This is a genomic window from Microbacterium sp. Root553 (genome assembly GCF_001426995.1).
Classification (GTDB): domain Bacteria; phylum Actinomycetota; class Actinomycetes; order Actinomycetales; family Microbacteriaceae; genus Microbacterium.
In genome coordinates this window covers 820,703-840,533 of the sequence record NZ_LMFY01000001.1, presented here as the reverse complement: position 1 = coordinate 840,533, position 19,831 = coordinate 820,703, and the positions used below count along the sequence as shown (strand labels likewise).

Genomic DNA, 19,831 nt, shown 5'->3' with positions numbered 1-19,831 from the left:
CGTGCCGGACAGGCCTATCTCCCCCGAAGAACGGGCCCGATGACATGCGGCTGCCATCGGACCCGCTCGCTGTCAGGCCGGTTCCATCGCCTCGGCGTCATCGCGCCGGCCGTTGCGCCGTCGGATCAGGCCGTATCCGATGAGGAGCAGCACCAGTCCCGCGACGGGAGCGGTCATCCAGAGCGCCATGCCGGTGGTGGCCAGGCCCGGAGGCACGATGGTCGTCTGCGTCCGGCAGTCGGGGTCGCTCGAGCCGGGGATGCAGTTGGCACCGGATCCGTCGGGAGTGACGACGACGTTGAGGATCTCGCCTACCTGCCGGATTGTGACCGAGTAGGTGACCGTCGCCGTCTCGCCCGGTGCCAGCTCGCCTGCCCAGGAGAGAACCGGCCGCGTGTAGACGGCCGAACCGGTCGCGTCGTCGTTGAACGTCGCGATCTTCAGCGTCGAGCTGAGATCGTCGGTGAACGTCGCCGGACGCTCCGTCGTGTACGCCACCTGTCCGGTGTTGGTCACGGCGATCGTGAACGTGACGGTGTCTCCGACGACGGCGACGGCTGTCGATGCCGTCTTGCGTACGTGGTACGCCGCGACCGGAGTGTCGGTGATGCACCCGTCGCTGGTCGCGCATCCGCCGCCGGGACCATCGGGGATCACCGCATTGCGGAGGTTGCCATCGCCGGTCGCCGGCGCGTTGACGGTGACCGAGTAGGTGATCGTCACCGACTCGCCCACGGCCAGCGGTCCGCTCCAGTTCAGCGCGTCGCCGTCGACCATCGCGCCGCCGGTGGCGTCCCCGTTGTAGGTCGCATCGTCGAGCACCTCGCTCAGGTCGTCGGCGAAGGACGCGGCCGTATCGTCGGTATAGGCGACCTGACCGGTGTTCGTCACCGTGATCGAGTAGTCGACCGTGCCGCCGAGGGGCACATCGTCCACGTCCGCCTGCTTGACGACCGTGTAGGAGGCGATGGGAGTGTCGGTGATGCACTGTCCTTCGACGCACTCGCCACCGGGGGAGGAGGGGGCGACCACGTTGCGGAGAGTGAAGTCCCCGGTCACCGGGTCATCGACCGTGACGGAGTAGGTCACCTCTCGCACCTCGCCGACCGCGAGCGGTCCCGACCATGTGAGTGTCGTTCCGCTGACCGCGCCGCCCGGCGAGACGTCGTCGTTGTAGGCGGCGTCGTCGAGCACGCGGGAGAGGTCGTCGGTGAACGACGCCGGCTTCTCCGTCGTGTACGGGATCTCACCCGTGTTCGTGACGGTGACGGTGTAGGTGACCACGTCACCCGGCAGCGCCGAGTCGGGTTGTGCGGACTTCGAGACCGTGAACGACCCGGAGGGCACGTTCGCGATGCACGCGGGGTCCGTCGAGCCCGGTTCGCAGTTCCCGCCGATGCCGGGCGGGGTGACGACGGCGTTCTCGAGCGTCTGGTCGCCTGTCGCCGGGTCGTTCACGGTGACCGAGTAGGTCACGGTGACCGTGTCTCCGACCGCGAGCGGACCAGCCCAGGTGAGGGTCGGCTCGTCGTACGAGACCCCGGCCCCGCTGGTGCTCACCGCGTTGCCGTCGTAAGCGGCGTCGTCGAGCACCTGCGACAGATCGTCGGTGAACGATGCCGGCTGCGCGTCGGTGTAGTCCACCTGTCCGGTGTTGGTGACGGTGATGGAGTACTCGACGACGTCTCCGGGCAGGACGGCGGTGGCATCCGTCGACTTCTCCACACGGAGGGAGCCGATCGGCGTCGTCGTCTCGCAGGCGGTCGCGCACGACCCTCCGGGTCCGGTCGGGGTGACGACGTTGCGGAGCACGAAGTCGCCCGTCACAGGCTTGTCGACCGTGACCGAGTAGGTGATGTCGATGCTCGCCCCCGCAGCGAGGGGGCCGGACCACGTGAGGGTCGTGCCCGACAGCGTGGCTCCGTTCGTCGCATCGTCGTTGTACGAGGCATCGTCGAGCACCGCCGAGAGGTCGTCCCGGAAGGACGCCGGATCGGCATCCGTGTAGGGCACGGCACTGGTGTTGGTCACGGTGACGGTGTAGGTGACGGTGTCACCGGGCATCGCCGTCGCGGCGCTGGAGGTCTTGTCGACGGTGAACGAGGCGACCGGCGTGGTGGTTCCGCAATCGCCCTCGCCGCAGGATCCGCCGGGTGCGTCGGGGACGACGGTGTTGGTGAGGTTCTGGTCGCCCGTGATCGGGTCGTTCACGGTGACCGAGTAGGTCACCTCGACCGTCTCTCCGACGCCGAGGGGGCCCGACCACGACAGGGTCGTCTCGGTGAGTGCCGCACCTGCAGAGGCGTCGGCGTTGTACGTCGCGTCATCGAGCACCGCCGAGAGGTCGTCGGTGAACGATGCCGGCGCCGCGTCGGTGTAGGCCACCGCTCCGGTGTTCGTGACGGTGATCGTGTACGTGACGACGGCACCGGGCATCGCCGTGTCGGCCGATGCGGCCTTCGCGACCGTGAACGAGGACACCGGCGTCTCCGTGACGCATGTCGCGTCCGGATCGCACTCGCCTCCGGGGCCGGTCGGCGTCACCCGGTTCTTCAGAGCGTCGTCGCCCGTCGTCGGGTCGTTCACCGTGACCGAATAGGTCACCGTGACCATGGCGCCCACGTCGAGCGCACCGGACCAGGACAGCGTCTCGCCGGCGACCGTCCCTCCGGCGGAGACGTCGCCGTTGTACGAGGCATCGTCGAGAACCGCGGAGAGATCATCGGAGAAGGTCGCAGGGGCATCGTCCGTGTACGCCACCGAGCCGGTGTTGGTGACCGTGACGGAGTACGTCACGACGCCGCCGGGCAGGACCGTCGCGACACTCGCCGCCTTCGACACGGTGTATCCGCCGATCGGTGTCGTCGTGCACTGCTCGGTCGCGGGGTCGCACTCCGCCGGCGGGGTCGTTCCCGGGGGGACCAGGAAGTTGTCCGAGCGGTTGTCGCCACGCTCACCCGACGGCTTGACCTCGACCGTGTAGGTGACTTCGGCGGTGTCGCCTGGCGGCAGCGTGCCGCGCAGCTCGAGGATGCCCTCGGTCGGCCCGTCGAGCGTCACCGAGTCGGTGTCGGACTCGGGGCTCCCCACGAGGGTCGCGTCATCGAGCACGCCGCTGAGATCGTCGTCTCGGTTCACCGCTGCCGTCGTCGCACCGGTGTTGGTGATCGTGATGGTGTACGTGAGCTCCGTCCCCGACTGCACAGGACTCGCCGACGCGGCGACGCTCTTCGTGTAGCTGATGCCGGTGATCGGGGTGCTGGTGCAGTTCGGGAGCTGGGTGTCGTCCGGGTCGCAGTCCGGGTCGGTGGGCGGGTCCTCCCCGGTCGTCAGCAGGAAGTTCGCGGCCACGCTGTCACCGCGCTGCCCATCGGCGCGGACGACGACCTGATAGGTGACGGTGTACGTCGCGCCGGGCGCCACGCTCCCGGTGATGGCGATCTCGTCGCCGGTGCGCACAGCCGTCAGGTTCGCCGAGGTCGGCTCGCTCGCGATGTCCGCGTCGTCGAGCACGTGGATCAGGTGATCGGTGGCGTCGACCGTCGCTGCAGCCGCTCCGTCGTTCTTGAAGAAGAGGGTGTAGGTGAGGACCGTGCCGGCGACGGTCGGCGTCGCCGACGCCCGCACCTGCTTCCACTGGGTGAGGCCCGATCCGGGGATCTGCACGACGTCGCACGCGGGTGCTCCGGGAGCGACATCCTCGTCGGGGACGCATGCCAGGTTGCGGAGGTTCATGTCTCCCGCGCCGGTATAGGTCACGGAATACGTGATGGTGGCTTCGGCGCCCGCAGCCAGCGCTCCCGACCACGACAGCGTGCTGTCCGTCACGGTGACCGCGCCCGTCGAGGCTGTGGCGTCGCCGTTGTAGTCCGCGGCATCGAGCACGTTGGAGAGGTCGTCGGTGACGCTCGCCGGGGCGGAGGCCGTGTACGCACCCGGGCCCGGGTTCCGGACCGTGATCGTGTACTGCACCGTCTCGCCGACCGCGGGCAGCTCGGTGCGGTCCGCCGACTTCTCGATGGTCAGGCGCGGAAGCAGCACCGTCACCGCGGCACACGCCTCACCGGTGACCGGGTCGTTGCCGGTAGCGTCTGCGGGATCGCACGCCGGGGTGACGGGGGTGTTCGGATCGTTCGGCTGCCAGGCGACGTTGCGCACAGTGCCGTCGCCGGAGGAGCCCAGCGTCACGCTGTAGGTCAGGGACACCGACTCGCCGACGCCGAGCGCACCGCGCCACGACAGCAGGGGGCTGGTGTAGGTCAGTGCGCCCGGACGGCTGGCGGCCGCGTCGTTGCCGTAGGCGCCGTCGTCGATGACCTTCGACAGGTCGTCGAACACCACAGCGGGGTTCGCGTCGGTGTACGCGCCCGTGCCGGTGTTCGTCGCCGTCACCGTGTAGGTGACGACGTCGCCGGGCCGCGCATCCGCCGACGCGTCGGAACTCTTCGTGATCGCCAGATCAGGTGGCGTCGCCGCATTGGAGAACGTGCAGAGCACATCGGAGCCCGCGAAGCCGTTGTTCGGCATGACGAACGTTCCCGACGATCCGCTCCCCTGTGCGAGCTGTCGTCCGCTGACGGAATCCACGCACCTCCACGTGCTGGTGTAGTTGCCGAGGATCGTGCCGTTGGAGCCCGCCTCGGTGATCGTGTAGGTCTGACCGGGCGTACCGATCACCGGACCCGCCACCTCGGCGGGAGCGCCCTGGACGCCCGAGTCCGAGCCCTGCGTCGTGCCGGTGTTGCCCTGGGAGATGGCTCCGCCGGTGACCGAGACGGTGAACTGGTCGCCGGCGACCACACGGCCACCGGGGAGGTCCTTCACCACGCGCACCACGTTCGGAGACGCGCAGGAGCCGAAGTCGGCGACGGTGTTCGTCGTCGGCGTCATCGTCATCGTGTTGATCGTCGCTCCGGTGCTGGGGTTGACCGCGTAGCGAACCCGGTCGGTGCCGCCGTCGGGGATGCCTGCGAGGTACAGCAGCCCGTCGCCGCCGAACGCCATCGAACCGAGCGACCCGGCAGGAGGCGAGGCGATGCTCGTCGTGGTGAGCAGTGCGCCGGTCGCCGTTCCGGTCGTGGGGATCGTCTCGTTCACCGAGAGCAGCAGGCCCGCGCTGACGATGTACAGACGCCCGGCGTTGTCGAAGGCGAAGTCACCGTTGTTCCCCGCGCCCAGGGGGACTCTGGCGACGATCCCGGCGATGGGGGTGTCGGTGGCGCGGTTGAAGCCGTAGATGTAGAGCGTCGAATCGGCGACGGCTCCGTAGTAGTAGATGTCGGTGGCGGCGTTGAAGGCGCCCATGACGATGCCACCGCTGGTCGCGGGAAGACCGGTGAGGGTGACGGGGTAGTTCGCCACCGCTCCGGTCGTCGCGGTGACACTGGTCACGAACGCGGTCGATTGACCTGGCTGCTGGGTGGCCAGCCAGAACAGTCCGGCCTCGCCGTCGACCGCCAGAGCGTTGTGCGTGCCGGCGTACGTCAGGGTGTTGTTGCGCGTCAGGGCCCCGGTCGCGGTGTTCATGCTGTAGATGTTGTGCAGACCGTTGGCGTCAGGGCTCTGGTCGAGGGCATACACCTGGCCGCAGGAGATGGGATCGTTCACCGCTGCCACGGCGGGCGGTGCCGTCAGAACTCCTCCTGCGACGAGCATCCCTCCCACGAGCAAGCTCGAAGCGCCCATCGCGATCGCGCGCCACCTGCGGAGAAGACCGCGCGTTGAATCAGTACGGGTTCGACCCATGGTGATCGGTTTCCTTTGCTCACCCAGGTGCTCACACGTGGGTTCTCCCATTCACACGGGGTGAAGAGACCGTGTGAGAACTGCGACGAAATACCCCCACGCGACGGTGGCGAGTTTTCTGCAAGTTACATGTCGGGGCGGCCGGTTCTCAGCGGATCCATAGTTCGGGTGCCCTGATTCACCCTTGTTTTCACCTGTATCGCGGCCGACACGCCCACGACCCTCCTCGCGGGCGGATGCTCGCGGTCCTCCGCCCACAACGACGGAAGACCGGTCGGTTCCTCGGGAACCGACCGGTCTTCCGTGTCGCTGATGCGCGGCTCTCGCCGACGCGCTGCTCCGCGGTCAGGGAGCGGATCGATCGCCGCCCCGAGCGCGTGGGCGCCGCGTCGACCACAGGGCGAGGGCGATCAGCACCGGCTGGAAGAACAGGCGCACGAAGCGCTTGGTGTCGGTGTCGAGCCCGAAGGCGTCGCGGTGCTCCACCCACTGGGCGATGTTGCCGGGGAAGACGGCGAGGAAGAACAGTGCCGTGATGACTCCGACCAGCCCTCGGCGCTTGCGCGCGACGAGCAGAGCCGCGCCGAGCCCGACTTCCACGACGCCGGAGGCGAGAACGGTCACGTCGGGATCCAGCGGCACCCAGTCGGGCACCTGCGCCTGGAACTCGTCCCGCGCGAAGGTCAGATGCGAGACGCCGGCGAAGACGAGGAAGGAACCGAGGAAGATCCGACCGACCGTGCGTGCGACATTCTTCTTCGACATGGTGCGAGTGTACGCGGCGCGTCTCAGCGCAGCATCGAGAACGTCAGATCAGGCGGCGGAGTGCCTCTTCGAGTGAGATGCCCTGCGCCTCGGCGCGGTCGCGCAGGCGGGCATGCTCGTCGCTCGAGAGCGCCAGCCGCACCTCGATCGGATCGTCGACGGGGGCGTACAGACTGTCGAGCAGATCGGATGTCTCGGCCCAGAGCGGCTCGGCGATCGTCGTCGTCACGGTCGGCGACGCCGCAGGGGCATCGGCGTCGCGGGTCGCGGCGGCCGCGATCGGAGCGGATGCCGCCGCGGCCGCGCCGGCATGCGTCGCCATCGTGAAGCCCGGTCCGCGGCGCGGCTCCTGCTTCGCCTGGTAGGCCTTGGCGGCGGCATTCGCGCGCTCGTCGGCCGCTTCGTTGAGCGGGTGACCGGCGTGGCCCTTGACCCAGGAGAACTCGACATCGCGTCCGCGGATCGCCTCGTCGATGCCCTCGAGCAGGTCGCGGTTGAGCACCGGACCGCCGTCGGACTTGCGCCAGCCCTTGCGCTTCCACCCCGGCATCCACTTGGTCACCGAATCGATCACGTAGCGGCTGTCGCACTCGATCACCAGCTTCTCGGAGATGCCGGCCGTGGCCTGCAGCAGTTCGAGCACGGCCCGCAGCTCGCCCTGGTTGTTCGTGCCGTGCGGGGACCCGCCCGCCGCCCAGTTGTCGTCGTCGATGTACCAGGCCCAGCCGTTGGGGCCGGGATTGCCCAGGGCGGAGCCGTCTGCGGCGGCGGTGATCGTCATCCCTCCACCGTAGCCGCGACGGGCGACACCGCCCGTCGCGCTCTTTTCGTGGGCTGCGGGGCCGCGGCATAGTGTGGTCGGATGCCTTCCGACTTCACCTGGGATTCCTGGATCGGCACGACGGCGGCCCTCGGCGTCGCGATCGTCGTCGCCGCGGCCGCGCTCGTGGTGCTGGCGCTGGTCGCCGGCCTGATCGGTCGTCGCGTGCCGTGGGTGCGTGATCTCGCCCGACGGATACGCAACGCGATGATCGTGACGGCGGCGGTGTCGGCGGTCTGGATCGCCCTGTCCGTCACCGAGCCCGCAGCGCAGGACTGGTGGCCGGCCGTCTCGAGGCTCTTCCTGATCGCCACGATCGTCACCGGGTCCTGGCTCGTCGCCGCCTCGGCCTCGTTCGGCTTCGAGAGGCTCATCGACCGTGAGGAGAGCGCGCTCGTCGGACCCGAGGCGCGTCGTCGCCGCACGCAGCTGCTCGTCATCCATCGCCTCGTGCTCGTCACGATCGCCGTTCTCGCACTGGGCGCGGTGCTGTTCACGTTCCCCGAGATGCGCGCGGTCGGCACGAGCCTGCTCGCGTCCGCCGGTATCGTCAGCATCATCGCGGGCCTTGCCGCGCAGTCGATCCTCGGCAACCTGATCGCCGGCGTGCAGGTCGCCTTCACCGATGCCATCAAGGTCGGCGACGTCGTGGTCATCCAGGGGGAGTGGGGACGGATCGGCGAGATCAACCTCTCGTACGTCGTCGTCTACATCTGGGATGAGCGGCGGCTCGTCGTGCCGTGCAGCTACTTCACGACGACGCCGATCGAGACCTGGACGCGGAGATCCGACAAGATCCTCGGCACCGTGTACCTGGATCTCGACTGGCGGGTGCCCATGGATGAACTGCGTGCCGAGTTCGCGCGCGTCGTCGAGGCGTCGTCGGCCTGGGACGGCCGTTCGCTCGACGCGGTGGTGACCGACGCGCAGGGCGGTGTCGTCACCGTGCGTCTGGTGATGTCGGCCAAGGACTCGGGTGACCAGTGGTCACTGCGCTGCGAGGTGCGGGAGAAGATGATCGGCTGGCTGCAGCGCGAGCATCCCGAGGCGCTGCCTCGCACGCGCGTCGATATGGGCGCTGCGCGCGACGCCGACTGACTCGACGCGCGGGCCGCGGAGTCAGTCCTCGGAGTCAGTCCTCGTCGGAGTCGGGTTCGGGCTCCGGCTCGCGGTTCTCGATCGATGATGCCTCCGCTGCGGGCGGTGCCACGGGGAAGGCGACGGAGCTCACGGAGGCGCCGGGTCCCAGGCCCAGACCGATCGACAGGGGATCGACGGTCGGAGCCGCGTCGAGCACCTCGGATTCCGGACGCTCGAGGGGCTCCGAGGGCAGAACCCACTCGTTCTCCTGCTCTTCGGGTCGTTGCTGGAAAAGTCCCATGTGCCCCATTCTGACCCGTGCCGCGGCGCGATGCGGCGATTCACGTCGGATTGCTCGGTTCAGGCGGAGGGGGTGATGCGGCGGAAGGTGAAGTACCCCGCGACGTGGCCGTGATTGACGACACCGGTGCCGGTGCTCAGCATGCGTGCCGAGGTCGTCGCGCCCGACTCCACGAAGGTGTAGGCGGTGTGCTCGAGACGCCAGCCGATGCGTTCCACTTCGCTGAGGAAGTAGCCGACGTGCTCGTCGCTCACGAAGTCGTTCTCGGCGGAGCCCCACGACGACGGCTGGCCGGTGAGGCGGCTGACCTCGGTCTGCAGGTGCAGCAGGGCATCGCCCCGGTCGAACGCGTCGCGTGAGAGCTGCAGCAGACGTGTGGCCTCTTCGGTCGTCGGCATGGGGTCCCTTTCGTGTCGTTCCATGATGCGTCGTCGCCGCGGGTCGCATCTGTCGACGCGCGCGCCGAGGGCTCAGTCGGATGCCGCGCGCACGGCGTCGACGAGCGCTCGCCAGGGGCCGTCGAGCTGCGAGTCGGACAGCTCGCGTTCGCGCTCGTACTCGTCTGAGGGCGTGCGCGCGCGGATCAGCCAGACGAAGCGGTCAGCTCCCGACGCGGCATCGTCGTCGGCATCCCACGGACAGCTCTCGATCATCGCGATCCAGTCGTGGCTGTCGGGAGGATCGGGCTGGACCCGCCACTGCCGCCGGATGCCGGCGATGCCACCCGTGCGCACGACCGCGACCACGACCTGCGCATCAGTCGGTGGAGGGGACTCGCTCATCTGCATAGACTCCCACGGTCGTCCACGCGCGTCGAGCGGCTGCACCCGTGGCGTCGTCGATGGCGGATGCCGCGGCCACCGTCGCATCGGCGAAATCCGCGAAGTTCGCGGTGCTCGAGAGACCGCCGGTGAGCGCTCGGTACCAGACGGTGCCCGCCGTCTCCCAGGCATTGCCGCCGAGGTCGATCGCGAACAGGGCGAAGGCGCGGTTCGGGATGCCGGAGTTGATGTGCACCCCTCCGTTGTCTTCGGTCGTGCGCACGAACCCGCTCATGTGATCCGGCTGCGGATCCTTGCCGAGCTCGTCGTCGTCGTAGGCGGTGCCCGGCTGGATCATCGAACGCAGAGCGCTGCCCTCGACCGCATCGGTGAAGATCTCTGCGCCGATGAGCCACGTGGCCTCCGCCGCGCTCTGCTCGAGGAGGAACTGCTCGGTGAGAGCGCCGAAGACGTCGGCGATCGACTCGTTCAGCGCGCCGGGCTGGCCCTGGTACTCGAGGTTCGCGGTGTACTGCACGACGCCGTGCGCGAGCTCGTGCCCGATGACCGTGGTCGAGGCCGTGAAACCCACGAACACCTCGCCGTCTCCGTCGCCGAAGACCATGCGCTCGCCGTCCCAGAAGGCGTTGTCGTAGTCGACGCCGTAATGCACGGTGGCGTCGAGCGGAGCTCCGGCGTCGTTCAGGGAGTTGCGGCCGAAGGCCGAGAGCAGCATCTCGAACGTGGCCCCGAGCCCGTCGAACGCCTCGTTGACGGAGGCATCGGCGACCGGTTCGTCGTCTTCGCCGCGCACGATCGCGCCGGGGAGAGTATGCGTGTTGCCGGCATCGCTGATCGTGCGGTTCGGGGCGTCGGAGAGCTCGGCGACCAGGTCGCCGTTCTCGTCGATCGACAGATCGATGCGGGCGCGGAACGGGGGTCTGCCCGCGGTCAGGGTCTGACGGGCGGCGGCGGCCGCTCGCGGGTAGCGGCCCGACTCGGCCAGACGCGCGAGCAGGTAGGACGGGACGACTCCGGGGCATGCGATGTGGCTGCTCATGGTCAGACCCTACGCCGGGGAACCGACGTTCGCCCGGGCATCCCGGGCCTTCCGCGAAGTCGACTCGCGCGTGCGCCGGCAGGTCGAATGCGCCTGCGGCGGCCGCATTCCCGGCATCCGGCCGTCGCAGGCGCCGTTCACCGCACGCCACGGCCGCACAGTCCCGGCAGCGCCCCGTTCAGGACTCAGCACGACCGGGCAGGTCCGGGCTCGTCGACCCCGCTTTTCCGCAGTGTCGGCCGACGAGCCTGCGCATCCATGCTGAGTCCTGAACGGCGACCGGCCGAGCCGCCCCGGGCTCCCAGGAACGCACCCCGGGATCTCGCGTAAAATCAGCACAATGACCGACGCACCCGACGCCACCTCCGACCTGGGTGCCGGCATCGACCCCGAAGACCTCGCCACCACGTTGCGGGTTCTCTCGGAGCTTCACGCGATCGACGACGAGCATCCGGACTTCGTCGCCGTGCGCCACGCGACCGCCGCGATGTTCAAGGCCGTCAAGCGTGTACGCCGCAAGGAGATCCGCGATGCGATCGCCGAGGCCGACAAGGCCGTCGTCGCCCGCACCGCCACCGGTGCGCCCGACCGCATCGACGACGAGACCCGCGGCCATGACCTGGCGACCAGCGTCGTCGACGCCCCGATCGCGGGCGAGCTGCTCAAGCCCCGCAACTGCTACATCTGCAAGCAGCCGTACACGGTGGTCGACGCGTTCTACCACCAGCTCTGCCCCGACTGCGCGCGCTTCAGCCACGGCAAGCGCAACGCGCGCACCGACCTCACCGGCAAGCGGGCACTGCTCACCGGCGGGCGCGCCAAGATCGGCATGCACATCGCGCTGCGGCTGCTGCGCGACGGCGCGCATACGACGATCACCACGCGCTTCCCGCGCGACGCCGTGCGGCGGTTCTCGGCGCTGCCCGACTCGGCCGACTGGCTGCACCGGCTGCGCGTGGTCGGCATCGACCTGCGCGACCCCGCCCAGGTCATCGGGCTCGCCGACTCCGTCGCCGCGCAGGGGCCCCTCGACATCCTGATCAACAACGCCGCGCAGACCGTGCGCCGCTCGCCCGGCTCGTACTCGCTGCTGGCGGATGCCGAGCTGCAGCCGCTTCCCGACGGACCGCTGCCCGAGATGGAGACCTTCGGTCACACCGTCGACCCGCATCCGCAGGCGCTGCAGGCGTCCGTCGATGCGCACCCGCTGCTGTCGGTCGCAGCCCTCGGCGGAACCGTCGCCGAGCAGGGCGGCCAGGCGCTGACCGCCGAAGACCTCGCCCGGCTGGCCATGGCCCCGGGGTCGTCGTCGCTCGAGAAGCACGCCGACGGCACCGCGATCGATGCCGGCGGGCTCGTGCCCGACGTCAACCGCACGAACAGCTGGGTGCAGTCGATCGATCAGGTCGATCCCCTCGAGATGCTCGAGGTGCAGCTCGCGAACACGACGGCGCCGTTCCTGCTCATCAGCCGGCTGCGGGCATCGATGGCCGCGTCGTCGGCGCATCGCAAGTACGTGGTGAACGTCTCGGCCATGGAGGGCCAGTTCTCGCGCCGGTACAAGGGCCCGGGGCATCCGCACACGAACATGGCCAAGGCCGCCCTGAACATGCTCACGCGCACGAGCGCCGGCGAGATGCTCGAGACCGACGGCATCCTGATGACCGCCGTCGACACCGGCTGGATCACCGACGAGCGGCCGCACTACACGAAGGTGCGCCTCGCCGAGGAGGGCTTCCACGCCCCGCTCGACCTCGTCGACGGAGCGGCTCGCGTGTACGACCCGATCGTGCGCGGCGAGGCGGGCGACGACATCCACGGCGTCTTCCTGAAGGACTACGAGCCCAGCCCCTGGTGAGCGCGGCGGCGTGAGGGCGGCGGCGTGAGCGCGGCCGTCTGAGCGCGGCCGTCTGGCTGACGAATCCCCGGATGGCCGACTGAACGGGTCGCATCGGTCGGCCGGGCGGGAATCGGTCAGCCAAGTGAACGTTCGGCGCGGGCCACCTACGGGCGCCGCGCCTGCACGACCGCCACGACTGCGCCGGCGATCACCAGGAGGATGCCGGGGATGGCCAGCAGTACCGCGCCGACGACCGTGAAGAACGACACCACCGGTCCGACGGTGAACTGCCCGTCGGCGACCGGGCCGTCGCACGTGATCGTGCCGGGGGAGGCGACGCCCAGCGAGAAGCTGCCCTGCGCATCCCAGGCCTCGGGGACCGCGATCGCCTGCTGCAGCATGTCCGGCCTCAGCATCAGCTCGCCGCCGCCGGGGAACGTGCCGGTGCACTCGATGTCGCTCCACCGGTCCGACGGGGTCACGTAGATCGCATGATCGCCTTCGCTGAGGTCGACCGTGAGTTCCTCGCCGAAGGCGACGGGCGGCGCGAGGCGCAGACCGGGGCTGAACGCGAGCGCGGCAGCGCCGAGGAGGACCAGCGCGCCGATAGCCAGCAGGATCCACCAGGCGCGGCGCGGTCGTCGTGCCTGAGGGGCGGTCATCGCTCGCGGATCTCGAGGTTCTCCGACGCCCAGGTGCCGAGCTGATCGAGGATCGGCAGCAGCCCGCGCCCGCTGTCGGTGAGGGCGTACGAGACCGCGACGGGCGGTCCGGGGTCGACGGCGCGGGAGACGAGGCCGGCATCGGCGAGCTCCGCGAGGCGGTCGGAGAGCACGGTGTCGCTGATGCCGGCGACTCCGCGACGCAGTGAGACGAAGGTCGACGGGCCGCCGCCGAGCGAGGAGACGATCATGCCGTTCCAGCGTTTACCGAGCACGCTGAAGGCCAGGGTGACGGCGGCGTCGCACACGTGACGCTCTTCGTCGATCTCAGCCATGCGACCATCCTACCTGTGCTACGTTAACGCGAGTCGCTAAGAAAAACGGAGTGACTACGCAAACGAAAGGCAGTCTCATGTCCCTGTTCCGTCTGGATGCCAGCATCCTTCCCGCGTCGTCCGCCAGCCGTGCGCTCGCCGACCTCGTCGAAGCCGAGTGGACCGCATCGCACCCGGACTCCACGGTCGCGCGCCGCGACCTGGCCGCAGACCCGGTGCCGGCGACGGCATGGGCGGATGCCGTGACCGGAGGTTTCGTCGACGAGGCCCAGCGCACTCCCGCTCAGCGTGCGGCGCGCGCCCTCGCCACCACCTTCGCCGACGAGCTGATCGGCGCCGATGCGCTGCTGTTCGCCGTGCCGCTCTACAACTACGGCGTCTCGCAGCACTTCAAGACCTGGTTCGACCTGGCCTACACCGACCCGCGCATCGACCCGCAGGGCACCGCTCTCCGCGGAAAGCCGGCGACCCTCGTGACCGTGCTCGGGGGCAACTACGCGCCCGGAACGCCCAAGGAGGGCTGGGACCACTCGACCGGATGGCTCCGCCGCGTGCTCGAAGACGTCTGGGGCCTCGACCTGCGCATCGTCGAGCGTCCGTTCACCCTCGTCGGCGTCAACCCGGCGCTCGACGCCTTCGCCGACACCGCCCGGGAGCTCAAGGAGAACGCCGAGGAATCGGCCCGCGTCTACGGTCGCGAACTCGCCGCTCTGCGCGACCGGGTCGCCTGACCGGCCCGGATGGCGGACCGACGCCCGGATGGCTGACCCCGCAGGCGTCGACGGGCAGCCAGGCGTGCGGACGTCAGCCATCCGGTGCGGGCCGCCGGGATCAGGCGAGCGGACCGGGGAACGGATGCGGCAGCCACACCGTCACGTTCAACCCGCCGCCGCTGCGAGCCGTGAGCACGAGCGATCCGTCGTGGGCCTGCGCGATGCGGTGCACGATGGCCAGCCCGAGCCCGACGCCCCCGTGATCGTCGTCGCGGGTGCGCTCGGAGCCCCGCTGGAACGGCTCCGCCAGGATCGCGACCCGATGGGCGGGAAGCACCTGCCCGGTGTTCTCGACCACCAGCGCGACGGCCTCCGGCAGCACGTGCGTGCGCACGGTCACGGTCCCGTCGGCGGTCAGATTGTGCACGATCGCGTTGTGCACGAGGTTGGTGATCAGCTGCTGCAGGAGGGCCGGCGACCCGAGGACGTTCGCCGTGTCGCCGCCCGTATCGATCGTCACCCCGCGCCGTTCGGCGAGGGGGAGCAGCGTCTCGGCGGACTCCTCCGCGAGCAGTGACAGCTCGAGGGGCTCGCGGGTGAACATCCGCCGCTCGGCGCGGCTGAGCATCAGCAGGGCCTCGGTCAGCTCGATCGCCCTCGTGTTGACCTCGTGCAGTCGGTCGATCAGCGCATCGACATCGCGCTCGGGGTCATTGCGCGCGACCTCGAGCATCGTCTGCGAGATCGCGAGCGGCGTGCGCAGCTCGTGCGAGGCGTTGGCGGCGAACCGCTGCTGCTCGGCGACGTGGGCCTCGAGCTGCTCCAGCATCGAGTCGAAGACATCGGCGAGATCGCGGAACTCATCCCGCTGTCCCTCGAGCGCGACGCGATGCGAGAGGGATCCCTGCGCGGCGAGCTGCGCGGCGCGCCCGATGCGGTCGAGGGGCGCCAGCATCCGTCCCGCGATCAGCCAGCCCCCGAGCAGGCCGATGGCGAGCAGCACGAGCAGCATGATGATCGCCGCCGGGACGAACGCGCGGATGAGCTCGGAGCGGTTGGGCACGTGCGACTCGGTCACCCTCACGACTTCCGGCACGTAGCGCAGCAGATAGGCGGCGACCGCCGCGAGCAGTCCGACCGCGGACACCACGACGACGGCTGCGTAGCTCAGGGTGAGCTTCCAGCGCGCGCTCAGGCCGCGGCGCCGCCGCGGCCTGACCTGGTCAGCCATCGGCATCCGCCCCGATGCGGTAGCCGACGCCCGGCACCGTGAGGATCAGCCAGGGCTCGCCGAGACGCTTGCGCAGCGACGAGACGGTGATGCGCACGGCGTTGGTGAAGGGGTCGGCGTTCTCGTCCCAGGCGCGTTCGAGCAGCTGCTCGGCGCTGACGACGCCGCCGCCCGCATCGACCAGCACCTCGAGCACCGCGAACTGCTTGCGAGTGAGGGCGACGTACCTTCCGTCGCGGAAGACCTCGCGACGGAAGGGGTCGAGTCGCAGCCCGGCGACCTCGAGCACGGGCGGTCGCGCCCGCTGACGCCGGCGGTCGAGGGCGCGCAGCCGCAGCACGAGCTCGCGCAGCTCGAAGGGCTTGGTCAGATAGTCGTCGGCGCCGATCTCGAACCCGGTGGCCTTGTCGTCGAGGCGGTCGGCCGCGGTGAGCATGAGGATCGGGATGCCGCTGCCCGACGCCACGATCGAGCGGGCGACGTCGTCTCCTGAGAGACCGGGGATGTCGCGGTCGAGCACCGCGAGGTCGTAGGAGTTGACGCCGAGCAGTTCGAGGGCCGTGTCGCCGTCGCCGGCGATGTCGGCGGCGATCGCCTCGAGGCGCAGCCCGTCTCGCACGGCCTCCGCGAGGTACGGCTCGTCCTCGACGATCAGCACGCGCACGGCAGGACTCCCATGTGCTCAGAGCTTACGCATCCGGAGATATCGCGAGCGTATGCAAAACGGCATACGGTGTCGCAACAGCTGCGCTCGTTGACTGAGTCGCATGAACACACGCTCCACCCTCGGCCGTCATCGCCTCACCGCGCTGCTCGGCGTCGCACTGGTCGCCGCAGCCCTCGTCGGCGCGGTCTTCCTCATCGGTCAGCAGTCGCTCGCGGCCGCTGCCGCGCCCTCGGCCGCATCGCTCACCGAGGCCGACGGGGTGATCCGTGCCGAGGGCGAGGTCTCGGTGTTCGACGAGACCCCGGCGGTGACGAACCTCGACGCCGACCTGCTGACCGCCGTGCGCGCGGCGGCCACCGTGGCCGCGACGGACGGTGTGGACATGCACGTGAACAGCGGCTGGCGGTCGGCCGCGTATCAGCAGGTGCTGCGCCAGGATGCCGTCGATCAGTACGGATCCGAGGAGGAGGCCGCGCGGTGGGTGGCGACTCCCGAGAACTCCGAGCACGTGTCGGGCGACGCCGTCGACCTCGGACCTCTCGCCGCGCAGGACTGGCTGTCGCGGCGGGGCGCCGAATTCGGACTCTGCCAGATCTATGCCAACGAGCGCTGGCACTTCGAGCTGCGCCCCGCCGCCGTGGCCAACGGCTGCCCGCTGATGTACGACGACCCCACCGCCGACCCGAGGACCCAGCGATGACCACGACACTGACGACCCCGCCCCTCACCTTCTCGCGCCTGCATGCGCCCACTCTGCGCACGATCCCCTCGGCCGTCGCGGCCAACGTCGAGCGGATGCGGTCGGCGACCGACGCCCGCATCATGGCGGTCGTGAAGGCCGACGGGTACGGCCTCGGAGCCGTCACGGTCGCCCGCGCGGCGCTCGACGCGGGCGCCGAGTGGCTGGGTGTGACGGATGCGCAGGATGCCGCCGAGCTGCGCCGCGCGGGCATCGCGGTGCCGATCCTCGCGTGGCTCAACCCGTCGGGCGTCGACGCCGCACGGGCGATCGCCGATCGCGTCGACATCGCCGTCGGATCGGTCGAGGAGCTGCGACAGCTCATCGCCGACGCCGCATCGCTCGCTGCGGGCCGCGTGCGCGTGCACCTGCACATGGACACGGGGATGTCGCGGGGCGGGGTGCCGCTGGAGGACTGGGCGGAGCTCCTTCGACGGGCACGCGCGGGCCGGGGGAGCATCGAGGTCGTCGGGGTCATGGGGCACCTGCCGCGCGCCGACGCCGGCGACCCTGCTCTCAACGCCCCCGCGGTGCTGCGGATGCATCAGGCTCGGGATGCCGTGCTGCGCGCCGGGTTCGGTCCGCTGCTCGTGCACCTGGCCGCGACGTCCGGCACTCTGACCGACCCTGCGACCCACTTCGATCTCGTGCGGGTCGGCGCGGGACTCGTCGGCATCGACCCGTCCGAGACCGTGCCGTTGAGAGGAGCGGCGCGACTGACGGCATCCGTCGTGCACAGCAGCATCGTGCCCGAGAGTACTCCCGTGGGGTACGGCGGTGCGTTCGTGACACAGCGCGCCACGCACCTCAGCGTGATCGGGGTCGGGTATGCCGACGGCATCCCCCGCGAGCTGTCGGCGGGGGCGAGCGTGGCGATCGACGGCATCCGCTGCCCGATCGTCGGACGGGTGTCGATGGATCAGATCGTCGTCGACACGGGGGAGCTGAGCGTGCCGCGGGGCGCGACCGCCGTGGTGTTCGGACCGGAGGGCGGGGCGGTGCCGAGCCTGCAGGAGTGGGCGCGATGGGCGGAGAGCATCCCGCACACGATCGTCACGGGCATCGGCGCGCGGGTCGAGAGGGCGATCGCATGAGGGTGCTGGTCGTCGGAGGAGGGCAGAACTCCGAGCATGAGGTCTCGCTCGCCTCTGCCGCGGGGGTCGCCGAGGCGCTCGCTGTCGGAGGATACGAGGTCAGCACGGTGACGATCTCGCGCGAGGGGATCTGGGAGGTGGCGGGCGTCGCGGAGGGTGCCACCGCCGCCGATTCCCTCGCTCTCGCGATGCGGCTGATCGCAGAGGTCGACGTCGTATTCCCCGCGGTGCATGGAGCGATGGGGGAGGACGGCGTGCTCGCGGCGCTGTGCGCGCTGGCGGGCGTGCGAGTGGTCGGGTCGGGGCCTCGGGCGGGAGCCGTCGGCATGGACAAGTGGGTCACCAAACTCGTCGCGGAGGCTGCGGGACTGCGCACGGCGCGCGGGCGCGTGATCGATGCGGCGGACTGCGGGGATGCCGAGTTCGACGGCCCGGTGGTCGTCAAGCCGGTGTCTGCGGGCTCGAGCCACGGCGTCTCGCTCGTGCGGGACGAAGGTGAGCTCGGGGCTGCGCTGCAGGAGGCGGCGCGATTCGACAGCCGCATCCTCGTCGAGGAGGTGGTGCACGGGCGCGAGATCGACGTCGCGGTGATCCGGGAGGACGGCGGGGTGCGCTGGGCCGCTCCGCCGCTCGAGATCCACGCGGCCGGGCTCTTCGACACCGCCATGAAGTACGACGGCAGCGCGCGGTTCACCGTGCCGGCCGTGCTGTCGACCGCGGACCGCGCGAGCCTCACGCGGGCGGCGGTGACGATGTTCGACGCCCTCGGATGCGGCGGTGTCGCCCGCATGGACTTCTTCCTCACGGCCGAGGGACCCGTGCTGAACGAGGTCAACACGATGCCGGGGCTCACCCCCGCATCCCAGGTGCCGCGGATGTTCGCGGCGGCCGACGTGTCGTATGTCGACCTGGTGTCGCGCCTCGTGCGTGCCGCCGAGGTGCCGGGGCGGTGACCGCTCGCGTCGGCTGGCCCGATGTCGCGAAGGGCGTCTGCATCATCCTGGTGGTGCTGTGGCACGTCGTGACCAAGCACGCGATCGGGGTCGAGGGGGCGGGGCCGATCACCGGCGCGTGGGCGACGCTCAACGCGCAGCTGCTCCCGCTGCGGATGCCGCTGTTCTTCCTGATCTCGGGGATGTTCGCCGGAGGCGCCGTGAATGCGCCGGCCGGGCTCTCGTGGCGTCGCCGCGCGGGGCGACTGGCCGGTGTCTACGTGATCTGGGTCGTGATCCAGACGATCGTGCTCGCGTGGACGCCCGACTTCGACACGGCCAGGGCGGAGAACGGATGGCAGCTGCTCGCGCAGCTCACGATCAGCCCGACGAACCTCTGGTACCTGCTGGCCCTCGCGGTGTACCTGGTGATCGCGCGGCTGGTTCGTCGGGTGCCGACCAGGGTGGTGCTGCCCGTCGCGTTCGTGATCGCCGCCATCGCCGGCGCGGGACTCGTGCCGGATCTGGGCAACCTGTGGCAGCTCGTGCAGAACATGTTCTTCTTTCTCGCGGGCCTTCGGCTGCGGTCGAGCATCGAGCGGTTCGCCGCGGCATCCGGGCCCGTTCGCACTCTCATGCTCGGAGGGGCATATATCGGCGCTGTCGGCACCGTCGGGATCCTCGGAATGCGCCAGTGGCCGGGCGTCTGGCCACTGCTGGCGATGATCGCGGTCGCCGTCGGCGTCGCGGCCTGTGCGCTGCTCGACCGACGTGCGGGGGCGATCGCGCGCCCGCTGCGGTGGATCGGTCAGCGGACGCTGCCGATCTACGTGATCCACATGATCCCGCTCGCACTCATCGACGGGGACCTCCGTGGCCTGGGCTGGATCACGACCCCGGCGGTGGAGGTCGTCTGGCCGATCGTGCTCACGGCCGTCGTCATCGTGAGCTGTCTGGCAGCGGATGCGCTGCTCGTGCGGGCGCGTCTGGGCTGGCTCTTCGACCCGCTGCGGGCCGTCACGATCGGCTCGCGACGTCGACCTCTGCGCTTCCCGCGGACCCCCGGTCGCCGATGAGATCGGGGCT

General features: G+C 70.1%; 18 protein-coding genes. 7 read left to right on the top strand and 11 right to left on the bottom strand.

The genetic code is table 11. From position 1 onward, the window contains the following. Positions 1-72: 72 nt before the first annotated feature. The 3 genes from ASD43_RS03770 to ASD43_RS03760 form a co-directional block, all read right to left on the bottom strand. Entirely contained in the window at positions 73-5,607 is a 5,535-nt protein-coding gene (locus ASD43_RS03770) for a DUF7927 domain-containing protein (RefSeq protein WP_162247484.1), read from the bottom strand. A 483-nt stretch (positions 5,608-6,090) separates the two neighbouring features. Further along, positions 6,091-6,510: a DoxX family protein gene (locus ASD43_RS03765; protein ID WP_056413782.1), complete on the bottom strand. Its 420-nt coding sequence runs from the start codon at positions 6,508-6,510 to the stop codon at positions 6,091-6,093. 43 nt (positions 6,511-6,553) lie between these two features. After that, positions 6,554-7,291, bottom strand: a complete 738-nt coding sequence (locus ASD43_RS03760) for a ribonuclease H family protein (RefSeq protein ID WP_056413779.1) — start codon at positions 7,289-7,291, stop codon at positions 6,554-6,556. Positions 7,292-7,372: 81 nt separating this feature from the next. Here ASD43_RS03760 and ASD43_RS03755 point away from each other — a divergent pair, with 81 nt between their 5' ends. Further along, positions 7,373-8,428: a mechanosensitive ion channel family protein gene (locus tag ASD43_RS03755; protein ID WP_056413777.1), complete on the top strand. Its 1,056-nt coding sequence runs from the start codon at positions 7,373-7,375 to the stop codon at positions 8,426-8,428. A 34-nt stretch (positions 8,429-8,462) separates the two neighbouring features. On the opposite strand, the gene ASD43_RS03750 is transcribed toward ASD43_RS03755, so the two are convergent. From ASD43_RS03750 to ASD43_RS03735, 4 genes are all read right to left on the bottom strand, one after another. Next, entirely contained in the window at positions 8,463-8,711 is a 249-nt protein-coding gene (locus ASD43_RS03750) for a hypothetical protein (RefSeq protein ID WP_056413774.1), read from the bottom strand. Between the two features lie 59 nt (positions 8,712-8,770). Beyond that, positions 8,771-9,109, bottom strand: a complete 339-nt coding sequence (locus ASD43_RS03745) for a hypothetical protein (protein WP_056413769.1) — start codon at positions 9,107-9,109, stop codon at positions 8,771-8,773. A gap of 72 nt (positions 9,110-9,181) precedes the next feature. Next, positions 9,182-9,493, bottom strand: a complete 312-nt coding sequence (locus ASD43_RS03740; RefSeq protein WP_056413764.1) for a protealysin inhibitor emfourin — start codon at positions 9,491-9,493, stop codon at positions 9,182-9,184. Further along, a complete protein-coding gene (locus ASD43_RS03735; RefSeq protein WP_056413761.1) occupies positions 9,468-10,532 on the bottom strand; it encodes a M4 family metallopeptidase in 1,065 nt (354 codons plus the stop codon). Before ASD43_RS03735 ends, ASD43_RS03740 begins: the two co-directional genes overlap by 26 nt. Before the next feature lie 340 nt (positions 10,533-10,872). On the opposite strand from ASD43_RS03735, the gene ASD43_RS03730 reads away from it, so the two are divergent. Beyond that, positions 10,873-12,390, top strand: a complete 1,518-nt coding sequence (locus tag ASD43_RS03730; protein ID WP_056413759.1) for an SDR family NAD(P)-dependent oxidoreductase — start codon at positions 10,873-10,875, stop codon at positions 12,388-12,390. A gap of 146 nt (positions 12,391-12,536) precedes the next feature. Here the strand turns inward: ASD43_RS03730 and ASD43_RS03725 are convergent, their stop codons facing one another. Beyond that, the gene (locus tag ASD43_RS03725; protein WP_056413756.1) at positions 12,537-13,034 is read right to left on the bottom strand and encodes a hypothetical protein; all 498 of its coding nucleotides are present in this window, start codon (positions 13,032-13,034) and stop codon (positions 12,537-12,539) included. Further along, a complete protein-coding gene (locus ASD43_RS03720; RefSeq protein ID WP_056413753.1) occupies positions 13,031-13,369 on the bottom strand; it encodes a winged helix-turn-helix transcriptional regulator in 339 nt (112 codons plus the stop codon). Before ASD43_RS03720 ends, ASD43_RS03725 begins: the two co-directional genes overlap by 4 nt. Before the next feature lie 77 nt (positions 13,370-13,446). On the opposite strand from ASD43_RS03720, the gene ASD43_RS03715 reads away from it, so the two are divergent. Further along, complete coding sequence (locus ASD43_RS03715) at positions 13,447-14,100, top strand: FMN-dependent NADH-azoreductase (RefSeq protein ID WP_056413750.1); 654 nt, start codon at positions 13,447-13,449, stop codon at positions 14,098-14,100. Between the two features lie 100 nt (positions 14,101-14,200). Here ASD43_RS03715 and ASD43_RS03710 read toward each other — a convergent pair whose 3' ends face one another. Both ASD43_RS03710 and ASD43_RS03705 read right to left on the bottom strand, forming a co-directional pair. Next, positions 14,201-15,319: a sensor histidine kinase gene (locus ASD43_RS03710; protein WP_442922195.1), complete on the bottom strand. Its 1,119-nt coding sequence runs from the start codon at positions 15,317-15,319 to the stop codon at positions 14,201-14,203. After that, the gene (locus ASD43_RS03705) at positions 15,306-15,977 is read right to left on the bottom strand and encodes a response regulator transcription factor (RefSeq protein WP_056413749.1); all 672 of its coding nucleotides are present in this window, start codon (positions 15,975-15,977) and stop codon (positions 15,306-15,308) included. The genes ASD43_RS03710 and ASD43_RS03705 overlap by 14 nt, the downstream gene beginning before the upstream one ends. 103 nt (positions 15,978-16,080) lie before the next feature. Between ASD43_RS03705 and ASD43_RS03700 the strand changes: the two genes are divergently transcribed. Genes ASD43_RS03700 through ASD43_RS03685 form a run of 4 tightly spaced genes read left to right on the top strand, consistent with a single transcriptional unit; the run spans position 16,081 to position 19,821 of the window. After that, complete coding sequence (locus tag ASD43_RS03700) at positions 16,081-16,680, top strand: M15 family metallopeptidase (protein ID WP_056413746.1); 600 nt, start codon at positions 16,081-16,083, stop codon at positions 16,678-16,680. Continuing rightward, positions 16,677-17,813 (top strand): alanine racemase, encoded by a 1,137-nt coding sequence (gene alr, locus ASD43_RS03695; protein ID WP_056413744.1) that lies wholly within the window; start codon positions 16,677-16,679, stop codon positions 17,811-17,813. The genes ASD43_RS03700 and alr overlap by 4 nt, the downstream gene beginning before the upstream one ends. Beyond that, a complete protein-coding gene (locus ASD43_RS03690; RefSeq protein WP_056419028.1) occupies positions 17,810-18,766 on the top strand; it encodes a D-alanine--D-alanine ligase family protein in 957 nt (318 codons plus the stop codon). Before alr ends, ASD43_RS03690 begins: the two co-directional genes overlap by 4 nt. Further along, positions 18,763-19,821, top strand: coding sequence for an acyltransferase family protein (locus ASD43_RS03685; RefSeq protein ID WP_056413741.1), 1,059 nt, complete (start codon positions 18,763-18,765; stop codon positions 19,819-19,821). The genes ASD43_RS03690 and ASD43_RS03685 overlap by 4 nt, the downstream gene beginning before the upstream one ends. The last annotated feature ends 10 nt before the right edge of the window (positions 19,822-19,831 follow it).

What these genes read in the sequence shown, in the direction of transcription:
- ASD43_RS03765 (WP_056413782.1), bottom strand. Translation starts at nt 6,510, where the DNA reads ATGTCGAAGAAGAATGTCGCACGCACGGTCGGTCGGATCTTCCTCGGT.
- ASD43_RS03760 (WP_056413779.1), bottom strand. Translation starts at nt 7,291, where the DNA reads ATGACGATCACCGCCGCCGCAGACGGCTCCGCCCTGGGCAATCCCGGC.
- ASD43_RS03755 (WP_056413777.1), top strand. Translation starts at nt 7,373, where the DNA reads ATGCCTTCCGACTTCACCTGGGATTCCTGGATCGGCACGACGGCGGCC.
- ASD43_RS03750 (WP_056413774.1), bottom strand. Translation starts at nt 8,711, where the DNA reads ATGGGACTTTTCCAGCAACGACCCGAAGAGCAGGAGAACGAGTGGGTT.
- ASD43_RS03745 (WP_056413769.1), bottom strand. Translation starts at nt 9,109, where the DNA reads ATGCCGACGACCGAAGAGGCCACACGTCTGCTGCAGCTCTCACGCGAC.
- ASD43_RS03740 (WP_056413764.1), bottom strand. Translation starts at nt 9,493, where the DNA reads ATGAGCGAGTCCCCTCCACCGACTGATGCGCAGGTCGTGGTCGCGGTC.
- ASD43_RS03735 (WP_056413761.1), bottom strand. Translation starts at nt 10,532, where the DNA reads ATGAGCAGCCACATCGCATGCCCCGGAGTCGTCCCGTCCTACCTGCTC.
- ASD43_RS03730 (WP_056413759.1), top strand. Translation starts at nt 10,873, where the DNA reads ATGACCGACGCACCCGACGCCACCTCCGACCTGGGTGCCGGCATCGAC.
- ASD43_RS03725 (WP_056413756.1), bottom strand. Translation starts at nt 13,034, where the DNA reads ATGACCGCCCCTCAGGCACGACGACCGCGCCGCGCCTGGTGGATCCTG.
- ASD43_RS03720 (WP_056413753.1), bottom strand. Translation starts at nt 13,369, where the DNA reads ATGGCTGAGATCGACGAAGAGCGTCACGTGTGCGACGCCGCCGTCACC.
- ASD43_RS03715 (WP_056413750.1), top strand. Translation starts at nt 13,447, where the DNA reads ATGTCCCTGTTCCGTCTGGATGCCAGCATCCTTCCCGCGTCGTCCGCC.
- ASD43_RS03710 (WP_442922195.1), bottom strand. Translation starts at nt 15,319, where the DNA reads ATGCCGATGGCTGACCAGGTCAGGCCGCGGCGGCGCCGCGGCCTGAGC.
- ASD43_RS03700 (WP_056413746.1), top strand. Translation starts at nt 16,081, where the DNA reads ATGAACACACGCTCCACCCTCGGCCGTCATCGCCTCACCGCGCTGCTC.
- alr (WP_056413744.1), top strand. Translation starts at nt 16,677, where the DNA reads ATGACCACGACACTGACGACCCCGCCCCTCACCTTCTCGCGCCTGCAT.
- ASD43_RS03690 (WP_056419028.1), top strand. Translation starts at nt 17,810, where the DNA reads ATGAGGGTGCTGGTCGTCGGAGGAGGGCAGAACTCCGAGCATGAGGTC.